This is a genomic window from Pontibacter sp. LHS2 (assembly GCF_058932845.1).
The window spans coordinates 877,012-892,385 of record NZ_JBZYWG010000002.1 but is presented as its reverse complement, the minus strand read 5'-3'; the positions used below and the strand labels follow the sequence as shown (position 1 = coordinate 892,385).

Annotated in this window: 9 protein-coding genes; all 9 read left to right on the top strand. The window is 48.9% G+C overall.

What is annotated here, in order from left to right; all coding sequences use genetic code 11:
* Positions 1-144 precede the first annotated feature (144 nt).
* Positions 145-3,252, top strand: a complete 3,108-nt coding sequence (locus tag AC5FX6_RS12460; protein ID WP_493597380.1) for a SusC/RagA family TonB-linked outer membrane protein — start codon at positions 145-147, stop codon at positions 3,250-3,252.
* A gap of 11 nt (positions 3,253-3,263) precedes the next feature.
* Entirely contained in the window at positions 3,264-4,865 is a 1,602-nt protein-coding gene (locus AC5FX6_RS12455; RefSeq protein WP_493597379.1) for a SusD/RagB family nutrient-binding outer membrane lipoprotein, read from the top strand.
* Between the two features lie 15 nt (positions 4,866-4,880).
* Positions 4,881-5,687: a DUF4397 domain-containing protein gene (locus AC5FX6_RS12450; RefSeq protein ID WP_493597378.1), complete on the top strand. Its 807-nt coding sequence runs from the start codon at positions 4,881-4,883 to the stop codon at positions 5,685-5,687.
* Between the two features lie 208 nt (positions 5,688-5,895).
* A complete protein-coding gene (locus AC5FX6_RS12445) occupies positions 5,896-7,437 on the top strand; it encodes a glycoside hydrolase family 10-like protein (RefSeq protein ID WP_493597377.1) in 1,542 nt (513 codons plus the stop codon).
* A 4-nt stretch (positions 7,438-7,441) separates the two neighbouring features.
* A complete protein-coding gene (locus AC5FX6_RS12440; RefSeq protein ID WP_493597376.1) occupies positions 7,442-9,289 on the top strand; it encodes a glycoside hydrolase family 9 protein in 1,848 nt (615 codons plus the stop codon).
* 36 nt (positions 9,290-9,325) lie between these two features.
* On the top strand, positions 9,326-9,943 hold the full coding sequence (locus tag AC5FX6_RS12435; RefSeq protein WP_493597375.1) for a peptidoglycan recognition protein family protein: 618 nt from the start codon (positions 9,326-9,328) through the stop codon (positions 9,941-9,943).
* A 299-nt stretch (positions 9,944-10,242) separates the two neighbouring features.
* Positions 10,243-12,105 carry an outer membrane protein assembly factor BamB family protein gene (locus tag AC5FX6_RS12430; protein WP_493597374.1) on the top strand — a complete coding sequence of 621 codons (1,863 nt, stop codon included), beginning with the start codon at positions 10,243-10,245 and terminating at the stop codon, positions 12,103-12,105.
* Positions 12,106-12,163: 58 nt separating this feature from the next.
* A complete protein-coding gene (murQ, locus tag AC5FX6_RS12425) occupies positions 12,164-12,976 on the top strand; it encodes an N-acetylmuramic acid 6-phosphate etherase (RefSeq protein WP_493597373.1) in 813 nt (270 codons plus the stop codon).
* 768 nt (positions 12,977-13,744) lie between these two features.
* Complete coding sequence (locus AC5FX6_RS12420; RefSeq protein WP_493597372.1) at positions 13,745-15,271, top strand: sodium:solute symporter; 1,527 nt, start codon at positions 13,745-13,747, stop codon at positions 15,269-15,271.
* Positions 15,272-15,374 lie beyond the last annotated feature (103 nt).

Sequence of the window (15,374 nt, the reverse complement as noted above, 5' to 3'; positions counted from 1 at the left end):
TGAATGCAACTGGCTGAATTGTACTTTGTGAATACAAAGCACAGAAGTACAAGGCCGGATAGTTGGAGCGAGTTAATTCTATGTTTTACTAAATAATCTATAATCAATCTACCCACAATAATCTTAACCAATAGCCACGTAGTTATGATGAAAAAATTACAATGTTACCTATGGGGGGTGTGTTTCCTTCTATTTCATTTTACAGCCAATGCCCAAAGCACGACTGTAACCGGCACGGTAACTGCCGCCTCCGACAATACCCCGCTACCTGGTGTAACGGTAGCTGTTAAAGGTCAGCCGCGTGGTACGAATACCGACACGGATGGCAAATTCTCGATTTCAGTAACACCATCTGATGTGCTGGTATTCAGCTTTATCGGTATGAAGTCTGCTGAAAGGCCGGTTGGTACAAATACAGTGATCAACGTAGCGCTGCAAGCCAATGCTGAAAGCCTGAGCGAAGTAGTAGTGACGGCCCTCGGTATCAAGCAGGAAAAGAAAGCGCTTGGTTACGCCGTAACAGAGGTTAAAGGCGCTACCATTGCCCAGACACAGCGCGAGAACTTCGTGAACGGCCTTGCCGGACGTGTGGCAGGTGTGGAAGTAAACGCTTCTTCTGGTCTGCCAGGTTCTTCTTCTTCTATCGTAATTCGTGGTATCAGCTCCCTGAGTGGCAGCAACCAGCCGCTTTTCGTAGTAGACGGCCTTCCGATCAGCAACAACACAACTTCTACAGGTGTGTTTGCTTCCTCGCTAGGTGGTACAAATCGTTCTTTCGAGAACAGAGGTGTTGACTTCACGAACCGTGCAGCTGACATCAACCCAGAGGATATCGAAAGCATCACGGTGCTAAAAGGTCCTGAAGCGGCTGCCCTTTACGGTATCGAGGCTGCTTCTGGTGCGATCGTAATCACGACTAAGCGTGGTCAGGCTGGCAAAGCCCGTATCAACTACAGCAACAGCTTCCGTTTGGATCGTATCGTTCGTTACCCTGAGATTCAGCAGAAGTACGACAGAGGTATCAACGGTTTCACAATTGATGGAGATGAGAACATTGGTTTCTTTGGTGCGCCATATTCATCTGAAGTGCAATTTTATGACAACGTGAAGAACTTCTTTCAGGACGCCTTCACGCAAAAGCATAACCTCGCCTTTACTGGCGGTAACGAAGCAGCGCAGTATCGCATTTCTGGCTCTTTTACCGATGCACAGGGCTTTATCCCTAACACAGGCCTGGAGCGTATTACGCTTTCTACAGCTATCACAGCGAAGTTGAGCAAATACCTTTCAACTGATGTTACCTTTGACTACACCCGTTCTGACAACGATCAGGCCTTCAGAGGCGCCGGTGGTCCGCTGTTGCAATTGTTGCGTTGGCCATCTACTGATGATGCGAGCAATTACCTGACACCAAGCGGAAACCGAAGAGATTTCGCTCCATTCGCTACAGCTGTAGAAAACCCATTCTTCAACGTAAACAAGAATATTTTCAACTCGCTGACAGATCGCTATAGACTGAATGCTTCGTTAACAGCTGATGTAACTGATTGGATGAAGCTTGTAGGACAGGCTGGTGTAGACTACTACACAGAGAAAAACACCATCGTTCGTCACCCTGAGTCAAACGCAGGTCGCTCGTTTGGAGGTATTTTCGACCAGGCAGTAGTTACAAACCGTAACCTGACACTTCAATACTATGCACATTTTACAGCACCTACGTTGTTCAACGATAAACTGCGTACTGATCTAAAAGTAGGAAGCAGTGTTTATGACTGGAACACCTTCAGTGCAGCTGCTACAGGTGAACAGTTTATGGCGCCAGACCTGTATTCAATTAACAACACAGCCCTTACGACACAGCGTGCTTATAACAACCTGACGCAACGTCGTCTGGTAGGTGCCTGGGGTAGCTTCAACGCCAGCTACAACGACATCCTCTTCCTGACTTTGACAGGCCGTAATGACTGGAGCTCTACGCTGCCAGTTCAAAACAACTCTTTCTTCTATCCATCTGCAGGTCTGAGCTTTGTGTTCACGGAGCTGGAGCCATTCCAGGGTATGCGCAATGTGTTGTCTTACGGTAAGTTGAGAGCCTCCATCGCTCAGGTAGGTAAAGATGCCCGTCCTTACAGCATCCGTCCGTTCTACGAATCTGCTCAGACAACTGGTGGTGGTTTCCGTTACGGTTTCACTGGACCAAGCCTGAACCTGCGTCCGGAGATGACAACTTCATACGAATTTGGTACAGAGTTGAAATTCTTCAACGACCGCTTCGGTATCGATGCGACCTACTTCAAGAAAAAGTCTGTTGACCAGATCGTGCAGAACCTGCGACTGAGCTATGCAACTGGTTTTATCTTGATGACCTTCAATGCCGGTGAAATGGAAAACTCTGGTATAGAGTTGCAGCTGAATGGTACGCCGGTTCAGAACAGCAACTTCACCTGGGATGTCCTGATGAACTTCACCAAAAATGAGAGCAAGCTGACGAAGCTGCCTGGCGATGTGCAAGAGTTTTATAACTCTGATACCTGGTTGTATGGTAACGTGCGCGTAGGTTCTCGTCTCGGTGGACCTTTGACTACCTTTACAGGTTATGACTACCAGCGCAACGACAATGGTGATGTGCTGATCAACCCATCTACAGGTCTGCCATTGTTGAACACCAGCGAGTGGGTAGTAGTAGGTGATCGTAACCCAGACTTCAATATTGGTCTGACGAACACCTTCACTTATAAGAACATGTCATTGAACTTCCTGCTTGACATCCGCAAAGGCGGTGATGTGTATAATGCAACAGAGCACTACCTGACGGTAACTGGTTTGAGCAAACGTACATTGGACCGAGAGACACCACGTATTGTGACAGGTGTGCTGAGAGACGGACTGGAAAATACTGCTAATCCTACGCAGAACAACATTCCAATCGACCTTTACAGAAATTCCGACTATTGGGCTTCAATTTATCCGCACCAGAACTTTGTTGAAAAAGACGTGAACTGGGTGCGTCTGCGTGACGTGACACTGAACTACCGCATGCCGACTAGCATCATGCAGCGCGTGAAGTTTGTTGAAGATCTGAATGTGTTTGTAACAGGTACAGACCTGTTCCTGATCACAAATTACTCTGGCCTGGACCCAGTAGCTAACGGTAACTCTGCTGCAGTGGGTGGTGCCGGTGGCTCCGGCCTTGACTATGGTAACTTCCCGTTGCCGAGAGGAATTAACTTTGGTATTAGAGCAGGATTTTAATTAAAATGAAAATGAGAAAGATAATATTTGCTTCTCTTATAGCAGCTAGTGTGTTTTCGGCATCTGGTTGTAAAGATTACCTTGATGTAAACACTAACCCGAACGGTCCGGATGCCTTGTTGCAACCGGAGTTGTTCCTCCCACAGATACAGTCTGAAATGGCTGTGGCCGTGCAGTGGGATGGCCGATGGGCAGGACAATACGTGCAGAACTGGGCGAACACAACTGTAAATCATGTTGTAGATCAGCACGGTAATCCGTTGTCTGACTCTTATGCGCAGCTTTGGAGAGCCGTGTACTGGAGCATGGGCTACAACCTCTCTGATATGATCGAGAGCGGTGAGCGCAGTAAGAAGTACGACTTTGTGGGTGTTGGACATGTGATGCGCGCTTATGGCTGGCAGAACCTGACAGACTACCACGGTCCGGTTATTATGACGGAAGCGTTCGATCCGGATAAGCGTGTTTTCAACTTTGATGAGCAGGAGGTTGTGTATCCTGAGATCAAGCGCTTACTGGAAGAGGGTATCAAAAACCTTGAAAGAACAGACGGGCTTGATGCTGCTAACTCTGGTCTGGCTAAGAGCGACCTAATTTATGCGGGTAACCGTGAGCAATGGAAGAAGTTTGCCTATGGTTTGCTAGCGATCAACGCACACCGTCTGACGAACAAATCATCTTACGACCCGAATAAAGTAATTGAGTATGTTGACAAGTCTCTTGCTAGCAATGCCGATAATGCTTTGATTCGTTTCCAAGGCGAAGTAAGTGCAAACACAAACTTCTTCGGGCCGCTTCGAAACAATATCGCATCTAATCGTCAAACCAAATTTATTGTTGGACTTTTAGATGGCACTAATCCTGCTTTAACGGATAACGCATTGCGTGAAACTGACCCAGTATTTGCGGGCCAGCACTTGAAGGATCCGCGCATCACTGCTATGTTAGCTCCTGCTCCTGATGGCGAGTACAGAGGTATTACGCCTACTCTGGGACTAAGCGAGTTCCCTAGCTCAAGTGACCCTCGTATCCCTAAAAACCTGTGGAATGCGACTGGAGTCTCTACCGTGCCAACCGGCCCTCAGATTTACTTCTTTGCGAATTCGGCTAAGTTCCCGCTTATGACTTATTCACAACTCCAGTTTATCAAAGCTGAAGCCGCTTGGATTGCTGGTAAGCAAGATGTTGCGCTGGATGCCTACAGAAAAGGAGTAACAGCGCACATTGATTTCGCTCGTACTTATGCACCTGACCCAGCAGTATTCGATCAGCGCAAAGCCGCTTATTTAGCAAGCGAAGTGATGATGCCAACTACGACTGCCGGCCTAACACTTTCCAAGATTATGCTGCAGAAGTACATCGCTACTTGGGGCTGGGGCTTTATAGATACTTGGTCAGATATGAGAAGATATCACTACAACCAGGACGGTGAAGTGTATACGGGCTTTACTTTGCCGGCAACCTTAAACGTAGCCAATATGGGCAAGCCTGCTTATAGAGCACGTCCGAGATATAACTCTGAGTATATGTGGAATCAGGAAGCGCTACGTGCTATGGGTGGTTTTGAAGAGGACTATCATACATATGAAACTTGGTTCAGCAAACGTCAATAACTAGATTGAAACGTTATGAGAAAGATATTAAATAGAGCAATGTTGTTTATAGGAGCCGGCCTGATGCTAGCTGCCTGTGAAAAAAATGATATACCTGAAGTAGCCAAGCCAGTTGGGGAGGGGGCTTATGTTAAGTTCTTTTTTCAAGCTCAGGATGCTCCACGGTCTAACTTTTACCTGGATAACAATAAAGTTACGGGAGTAGCGCCTACAACAGCAGGGCAAGTTTTAGGGAATACTTATGCTTCTGTGTACCCAAGTAACGCTTATGCTTTGATGCCTGCAGGTTCTTATTCCATGAGTGTAATTGATACTGTTAAAGAAGGTAAAGGAAACGCAGATGTATTAGCTAGTACAGCTGTGAACTTGGCTAACAACAAGTTCTATTCTGCTTACTTAGTAGGTGCGAAGCCCAACTTTGATGCCTTTGTGATTGAAGATGTACTGCCACCAGCCGACAATACTAAAATCTGGTGGAGATTTGTAAACACGATGGCAAATATTCCATTTGCGGTTGATGCTTACGCTGTGCGTGCAGCAATTCCAGCAACAGGCGATAGACCTGCAGAACCAATGGAAATTGTTCAGATTGGTAAGAATATCAATTTCAAGGATTACAGCCAGTATGTGGAGCTAAAAAGAGGTGTGTACGCTTTCAAAGTGTATCCATCAGGTACAACTTATGATCCAGCTACTTCTGCGCCATTCATTCAACATTCAGTAACACTAGCAAGTTTGGGACGAGTGTATTCTACCCAAATCAGAGGTACTTACACTGAAAAGCCTGCAGCAGGCAATATCGACTACTGGAGAGAGAGATAAGGTGTTAAAAGCCCGGGGCTGCGCTGGCCCCGGGTTATTGACCGCTTTTATTCTCGTGTAAATGCCAGTCGGCTCAAAGTCAGAATTGGTTTGTAGTACAAATAGTGATAGATTAGCTTACGAATAGTTTTCTTACCATGAAAGAGCCCCTCCTTTACTAAACTATCGGAGGGCTTTTTTTTAGCCACCCTTATCCCCAACCGGAACAATGATTAGAAACTTTACACTTTTAGCCACCCTGCTGCTCAGCTCCGTCACTCTTTTTGCGCAGGTAACAAAAGACCCACCCAAACGTGAGTTCAGAGGCGTATGGATTGCCACTGTCCAGAACATTGACTGGCCCTCCAAGCCAAAGCAGGGCGTAGACTCCCAACAGCAGATGCAGGAGCTGATCGATATTTTCGACGCCCATCAGAAAACAGGTATAAATGCCGTGATGTTGCAGGTGCGCCCTTCGGCCGATGCCTTTTATGCTAAGGGGCGTGAGCAGTGGAGCATGTTCCTTACCGGTAAGCAAGGCACGCTGCCTGAGCCGTTTTACGACCCGCTGGAGTTTGCCATCGAAGAAGCACACAAGCGCGGCATGGAGCTGCATGCCTGGATCAACCCTTACCGTGCCTCAACCAGTTTGGTCGACTCCTTGGTGAGCACCGAGCATATCTCCCGCATTCAGCCGGACTGGTTCTTTACTTACGGCGACAAAAAATACTTTAACCCCGGCATACCTGAGGTGCGTCATTACCTGGTAGATGTGATTATGGACGTGGTGCGCAACTACGACATCGACGGTATTCACTTCGACGATTACTTCTATCCATACCCTGGCAAAACTGCCCTGCCAGACTCCATCACGTACATGCTGCATGACCAGGGTATTACTAACATAGAAGACTGGCGTCGTAGCAACGTAGACCAGTTGATTAAGGATCTGTCAATAGAAATCAAGAAAGAAAAGCAGCATGTGAAGTTCGGGATCAGCCCATTCGGTATCTGGCGCAATAAGTCACAGGATCCGATGGGTTCAGAGAGTAACGGGCTGTCAGGGTATAGCGCCCTTTATGCTGATGCACGCAAATGGGTGCAGGAAGGCTGGGTGGATTATATTAACCCGCAGCTCTACTTCCCGTTTGGCTATACCCCTGCACCTTATGAAAAACTGCTAGACTGGTGGGCCGCCAATGCAAACGGCAAACACGTGTATATTGGCCAGGGCGCCTACCGTGCCATGGAAGACCGTGAAGGCTGGCGCGACCGGCAGCAGCTGCCAAACCAGGTGCGCTACCTGCGTGAGAACCCACGTGTGCAGGGTAGTGTGTATTTCAGTTCCCGTTCGCTTACCAACAACCTGGCAGGCTTCCGTGACTCGCTGCAGCATGACCTGTACCGCTACCCGGCGCTGCAGCCTATCATGCCCTGGATGGGCACAGCCAAACCGGCCAAACCAGCGGCATTGCGGGAAGATAAATTCCTATTTGTATTTCCTCGTCTGCGCAAGGCTATTATCCGATGGGATTACCCAGACCAGGAGGAGGACGTTTATGGCTTCATAGTATACCGCTTCGACGAAAACGAGCCGATCAACCTGGAACACGCCCGCAATATCCGCCGGATTCAGTTCAATGACTATGAAATGGGCTTCTATGACGAGACTGCGGAAAGAGGAAAGACCTACAAATATGTGGTGACCTCGATCGACAGGCTCAAAAATGAAAGTAACCCATCTAATGTATACCTGAAGAAACTGCGCTAAGCCTATGAAAAGCAGCAAAACTACCTTGGTACTGGTGTTGGCGGCCCTGATCGTGGCGGCCAATGCCATTGCTTTTTCCAATAAAGCAACGCCTGATTTTGACGAAGCAGGTATAGCCGCCAAAGGCCCGGCCTGGATTCGCATCAATCAATTGGGTTATACCCCATCAGGTATAAAAGTGGCTGTGTGGGGAAGCAAGTCCAAAGGAAAGCTGCGCCGCTTTGAGTTGGTGGACGCAACCACAGACAATGTAGTCTACAAAGGAAAAGCGGGAGAGGCATTTGGTACTTATGGACCTTTCGTAGAGTCGTACCGTCTCAGGTTTACGGATTTCAATACGCCGGGCACCTATTATCTGCAGGCTGGAAATGCTAAGTCTCCGGTGTTCCGCATCGGGGATGATGTGTACAAAGGCACCGCTGACTTTGCGCTCCGCTATATGCGACAGCAACGCAGCGATTTCAATCCTTACCTGAAAGACTCCTGCCACACCGCCGACGGCTATACCATGTATGGCCCGATGCCCGACAGCACCATCATCGATGTATCGGGTGGCTGGCACGATGCCTCGGATTACCTGCAGTACAGCACTACTTCAGCCAACGCTACTTACCACCTGTTGGCCGCTTACCGCGATTTTCCGGGTGTGTTCTCTGACAAGCACCAGGCGAACGGCCTTGAAGGGACAAACGGCGTAGCAGACATACTCGACGAAGCAAAGTGGGGACTGGACTGGCTCCTGAAGATGCACCCGCGAGAAGACTGGCTCTTCAACCAACTAGCCGACGACCGCGATCATCAGAAGATGCGCCTGCCGAACCACGACAGTGTGGATTATGGTATGGGACGGGCCCGTCCGGTATACTTTGCCACCGGTGAGCCACAGGGCTTGGGTAAGTACCAAAACCGGGCGACAGGCGTAGCTTCCACAGCTGGCAAGTTTGCCAGCGCCTTTGCCCTGGCTGCCCAGGTATATGATGGCAAAGACAAGCAGTTAACCAGTTTGTTCGGACAGAAAGCCAAGTCAGCGTACCAACTGGGTCTGGACAAGCCGGGTGTTTGTCAGACGGCTCCAAACCGAGCACCTTACTTTTATGAAGAAGATAACTGGGTAGACGATATGCAGCTAGGTGCAGCCGCTCTTTACCAACTCACTGGTTTCAAAGAGTATTTTGACCAGGCCTATACCTATGGATTGCAAGAGAAAGTAACACCCTGGATGGGAGCCGATACAGCCCGTCACTACCAGTGGTATCCGTTTCACAACTTTGGTCACTTCGAGTTAGCTAAAAGAGCCGATGCGAAAACCAAAGCGGAACTGATCGGATTCTACAAAGAAGGTATAGAGCGAGTGCACGCCAAAGCAAAGCGCAACGCCTTTTACAGAGGAGTGCCTTTCATCTGGTGCTCCAACAACCTGACGACCTCCTTTGCGATCCAGAGCTTTTTGTACCGCCAGATGAGCGGCGACCAGACTTATGCTGAACTTGAGCAGGCCAATTTTGACTGGCTATTCGGGCTCAATCCATGGGGCACGAGCATGGTGTTTGGTTTGCCAGCCAACGGTGACACACCCGTTGATCCACATTCGGCCTTCACCTACCTGTACAAGTACCCGATAGATGGCGGTTTGGTGGATGGGCCTGTTTATGGCAACATCTATAAAAACCTGATCGGGATTAAACTGTACGCACCGGATGAGTACGCTGCTTTTCAGTCTGACCTGGTGGTATACCACGATGACTACGGCGACTACAGCACCAACGAACCTACCATGGACGGGACAGCATCGCTGATCTACCTGCTGGCAGCCAAAGAACATAGCTCACAGGGGAGACAGACAAAAAAATAAAATACTGTACCTGCGCATTGAAAGATGAGTTACTGCATGAAAAAGATATGGCTATTGGTTTGTGCTTTGGTGGGCTTCGTTGGTTGCCAGCAGCCTGCCGCTACCTCCGATGCCCCGCTTATACCTGAAGGTATAACCTACCTGTCGCGACAGGAGTGGGGAGCCAATGCGCCTGTGTTGCCGATGCGCCCGCACAAGCTAACGAGGCTGACCATACACCATACCGGTGTGCCCCAGTTATTTGAACGGAGCCTGACGGACAAACTACGCAATCTGCAGAAGTTCTCGCAAGAGGAAAGTCCCTTAGCTGATGGGCGCATGAAGCCTGCCTGGGCGGATATACCTTATCACTTGTATGTGGATGTGCATGGAGCAGTAGGAGAGGCGCGTGATCTTAACTATGCCGGCGACTCTAATACGAGCTACGATCCTGCCGGGCATCTGCTAGTGGTAGTCGAAGGCAACTTTGAAAAAGAAACGATCACACCAGCACAAATGAAGACGTTGGAAAAGCTGGTGCCAGCCTTGGCAAAACGCTACGCTATACCTGCCGATAGCCTGGGAGCACACAAAGATTTTGCTCAAACCAGTTGCCCGGGCTCCGGTTTATACGCTGAGCTTCCTCGGTTCAGGCAACTGATATATGGGAAGTAAAAGCTGGCAGCCTTATTCGTGCTGCAGGTTTATGCAGGTATAATAGAGGGGCAATTTGATGGATAAGGGGTGATTAATGCGGGTTTGTGCAAGTTTTAAGAAAAAACATGCGAAAATATTTTGAACTATACCGACGAGTGCTTAGTTTTATACAAAATAAAGGGACAGTATTCGTTTTGCTCATGCGCTTTTGTGCGGTTTCTGCGCTAGTTTACCAAACAAAAGGCAGCATGAGCAGAATGGGTACAACTACTCTAAGTGCTGCCATCGGTCTTTTTGCTTCAACAGGAAATAAACAGATGAATTTACGGAAGTATGCCGCTTTGTTAGCACTGATACTGATTGCCAACCTTGGCTATGGTCAGTCTTTTCAATTTGCCTTCGTATCCGATACCCACATCGGCAACCCTACAGCTCAGGAGGACCTCGAGCGCACCATTTCTGATATCAACGCCAATCCCAATCTTGATTTTGTAGTCGTAACCGGCGATATCACCGAATTTGGCTCAGATGAAGAATTAACGTTAGCCAAACAAATCTTCAATACCATTAAGAAGCCCTGGTACATCATACCTGGCAATCACGATACGAACTGGTCTGAGAGCGGTAGCAACAGCTTTCGGGTAATCTTTGGAGCCGAGATGTTTGCTTTTACGCACAAAGGCTACCTTTTCGCAGGCACTGGCTCTGGTCCAAACATGCGCATGGGACCGGGGCAGATTCCCCGCGAGCACATTGTCTGGCTCGATTCTGTGCTCAACAACATGCCTGATGCGGAAATGCCGGTTATCTTTCTCAACCACTATCCGCAGGACTCTTCTTTAAACAACTGGTACGACGTAACCGACCGTTTGCGCACCCGCAACACGCAGCTGATCCTGCATGGCCACGGGCATAATAACCGCGAGTACCGCTACGACGGTATACCTGCCGTGATGGGGCGCTCCAACCTGCGCGCCAAAGACCCAGTGGGAGGGTACAATATCGTGACCTTTGCAGATGGGAAAGCCAGCTTTGAAATCCGGAAACCAGGCATAGAAACTTTGCCAAAGTGGATAGAAGTGCCACTGGTAAAGCATGATTTCGCCAGCGATCCAACCCAACACCATCGCCCGTCTTTTGCGGTAAACAGTTTATACCCGAATGTGAAATTGGTTTGGGAATACCAGGATAACAGCGACGTGGGTGCAGGGACGGCTCTGTACAAAAACATGGTGATCGCTACGAACACAAGTGGAGAAATCTATGCGCTGGACCAAAAGACTGGACAGCGTAAATGGGCTTACCGCACAAACGGCAAAATCTATTCTACTCCGGCTGTAGCCAATGGCTACGTGGTGGTAGGATCTTCTGACAACAACATCTATTGCCTGTCGGCTAGCACGGGCAAGCTGGTATGGAAGCTGATCGCTAATCGGCCTGTACTAGGCTCGCCACTTATCGAGAAGGGTATTGTCTACATAGGCGCTTCCGATGGGCACTTCCGAGCAATCAATCTGCAAAACGGGAAGTTGCTTTGGGATTTTGACCAGGTGAACAACTTTGTTGTGACCAAGCCTTTGCTTTACCAAGGCAAGGTATACTTCGGTAGCTGGGGCAATGAGTTCTACGCCCTCAATGCCAAAACCGGTCAATTGGCCTGGAAATGGAGCAATGGCTCCAGCAATCGCATGTTCTCCGCAGCTGCCTGTTACCCTGTGGCTGCCAATGGTCGTATTTTCATTGTTGCCCCCGACCGCTTCATGACAGCACTGGATGCTACTACGGGTGAAGTAGTGTGGCGTGAGCAAATGAAAGAAGGCCGCGTGCGTGAGTCGATGGGCCTGTCGCAAGACGGTAAGCTGGTCTATGTAAAGACGATGGACGGCCAGGTATACGGTGTGTCTACCACGTCAAACGCCTTGCAGGTTGACTGGAAATCACCGTTGCAACTACCTTATGAGCTGGCTCCGTCAGCTATTATTGAAAGTAACAATGTCGTACTGGTACCTTCACACTCAGGCTTGGTCAGCGCACTGGACCGTCAGAGTGGAGCGGTGCTTTGGAAATACAAAAGTTCAAACAGCCTCATGAACCCGGTAATGCCACTCGGCAAAAACCGTGTAGTTGTGAGCACGATGGATGGGAAGATCGCCTGCCTGGAGTATGTGCCTGCCAAGTAATCAGGTATAATTACATAGGTATAGCGATCAATTATGAAGGATTTATTTAAAACACACAATGGAAATTACGACCGAGAAAGACTCGAACTATAACAATCTGGAAAAGATGTCGGTGAGGGAAGTGCTGGAGAACATCAACCGTGAAGACAAAAGCGTACCCCTTGCTGTTGAGAAAGCCTTACCACAAATAGAAGCCTTGGCTGAAGTAGTGGCAGACCGCATGAAAAAAGGTGGCCGTTTATTTTATATCGGCGCCGGCACTAGCGGCCGTTTGGGTGTAGTAGACGCGTCTGAGTGCCCACCAACCTTCGGTGTTCCTTTTGACATGGTGGTAGGCCTGATCGCTGGTGGCGACACAGCCATCCGCAAAGCAGTGGAGTTCGCCGAAGACGATGCAGAGCAGGCTTGGGAAGACTTAAAAGAATACGGACTGGGTGAGCATGATGTGATCGTAGGCCTTGCTGCCTCTGGTACAACACCTTATGTGATTGGCGGCTTGCGCACGGCGAACGAGTATGGCCTGGCAACCGGCTGCATCGTGTGCAATACAGGAAGTCCGGTGGCTGCTGAAGCGCAGTATCCGGTAGAGGTAGTCGTTGGCCCTGAGTTTGTTACGGGCAGTACCCGGATGAAGGCCGGAACCGCGCAAAAGCTTGTTCTTAATATGCTGAGCACAACGGTTATGATCCAACTGGGCCGTGTGCGCGGCAACAAGATGGTGGATATGCAGCTGACAAATCATAAGCTGTATCACCGCGGTGTGCGCATGGTTATGGCGGAGACGGGTGCTGATGAACCGACTGCGTCTGCTTTGCTGGAGAAGCATGGGAGTGTTAGGAAGGCGGTAGCGAGCGTGCTGGTTTCGAAGTAGGGTTTGCCTAATGACCTTATGGCGCGAGCGTCCTCGCTCGTGTCTATTATGGTGGGGCCTCTGGCCCAGGTATAGCTGCGGCTATTGCAGGTATGCAGTAAGTTTAGCGTTAGCGCAACTTGTGGTTGTGTACGAGGCCAGTTTTTAATTGGCATAAGCTATGCTTTAGGTATAGTAAACCAACTTGTTCTATAGCTTCGCCTGTGCGGCGGGCACCTACTTTTTTCCTTGATGGGGGTAGGGGCCCTCGATAAAGAAAAAAGTAGGCAAAAAAATCAAGACGCTCCAAATCGAGGGCCCCTACCCCCACTCGCTGAACGCTCAAACAGTGGAGCGCCGCAAAGTGCACCTGGCTTTGTGAACTGTTTCATTGCTTCAGGGGCAAGTTAGTCTTGCTATACCTGCCAGTGTAAATTAAGTTTAACTACAAGGCTTATACCTGAAGATTGTTAGTGGCAGCAAAGTCCCCCTTCGAAGGGGGCAGGGGGATGACAAGCGTTCCTAAGATTCCCCTCTAGGGGTAGGGTCCCTCTTTAAAGAGAGGGGCAGGGGTGTGTCAATCATGCATGGGAATCCTGCAAATCCTGAGGATAGGGGCCCTATAAAAAGATGCAGCCCATTTCCAGTCAGGGGCTTCGAAAACGTTGAAACAAACTAACATTACCGCCATATCGGCAAAACTTAGTAACTTACAATCATGTGCGGAAGCGAGAGGTATAGGCAGGGGTGCTGATGACCTTCTTTCGCTGATGACCAATAAACTGTATTATGTCTCCAATTGTTCTTCTGTCTTTCCTGATAGGCTATTTTGCGGTGCTGATAGGTATATCCTACTTTACTTCGAAAGGAGCATCAGACAATTCCAGCTTCTTCATCGCCAACCGTAACTCGAAGTGGTACTTCGTTGCTTTTGGTATGATTGGTACCGCTTTGTCGGGTGTGACCTTCATTTCGGTGCCGGGTGCGGTGGTCAATAGTAGTTTTGGCTATTTTCAGTTTGTGCTCGGTAATACCGTAGGCTTCGTGCTCATAGCTTTTGTGCTGTTGCCGCTTTACTACCGCATGAATCTTATCTCCATTTATACTTATCTGGAGAAGCGTTTCGGCTATTGGAGCTATAAAACAGGCGCCATGATCTTCCTGGTGTCACGTACCATCGGTTCAGCATTCAGGCTATACCTGGTGGCCATCGTGCTGCAGCGATTCATTTTCGATGCCTGGGATGTGCCCTTTGTCGCGACTGTAGCGATTTGCCTTGTTTTGATCTGGCTCTATACCCACAAAGGCGGCCTCAAGACCATTGTAATTACAGATACGCTCCAGACCGTCTTTATCATCGGATCTGTTATCTTTTCCATCATCTTCATCGCCAATAGCCTCGATCTGAATGTGGTGCAGACTTTCGAAGCGGTGAAAAACAGTTCTTACTCCAAGATGTTCTTCTGGGAGGATTTCCTGGGTACGAAGAGCCATTTCCTGAAGCATTTTATAGGCGGTGTATTCGTGACAATTGCTATGACCGGGCTTGACCAGGACCTGATGCAGAAGAACCTGAGCTGCAAAAACATTGGGGAAGCGCAGAAGAATATGCTCACCTTTACGGGCGTTTTCGTTTCGATCAACATCTTCTTCCTGAGCGTGGGCGCTTTGCTGTACATTTATGCAGAAGCCAACGGGATTGACGTAACGGCGCTGGCAACTCCTGACCACCTGTTTCCGGAGATCGCCCTGAACCATATGGCCATGATTCCGGCTATCATCTTCATGCTGGGCCTTACCGCAGCTACTTTTGCTACAACTGACTCAGCCCTGACAGCCCTTACCACATCCTTCTGTGTGGACTTCCTGAACTTTACCAAAAAGGCCAATCACGACGACATCAAACTGATCAGGACCCGCCACTGGGTGCACATTGGTTTCTCGGTGGTGATGCTGCTGGTAATCCTTGTTTTCAAAATCATTAACGATGACTCTGTGGTGAATGCCATCTTCAAAGCGGCCGGCTATACCTATGGTCCGTTGTTGGGCTTGTTCGCTTTTGGTATGGCTAATAAGCGTGCTGTGGCTGATAAACTGGTGCCTTACATCTGTATTGTCTCCCCAATCCTGACGTATGTGCTGGACACTAACTCTGTTGATTGGACAGGTTATGCCATGGGCTTTGAGCTGATCGTAGTGAATGCTGCGATCACGTTTATCCTGTTGCTTATAACAAGCAAGCCGGGCGGTGGTATGATGATGGATGCCTTGGAAGAAGCTGAAACCGGTAATAAAGTAAAACAGACAACGTATTAAATTTAAGTCTGCCAAACAGCTGGCCAGACTTCATGCAAAGCATTGATAAGGATTCGGATTGATTAATTTGTTGATCAACAGTTATTCGGGACGTACTATCCTT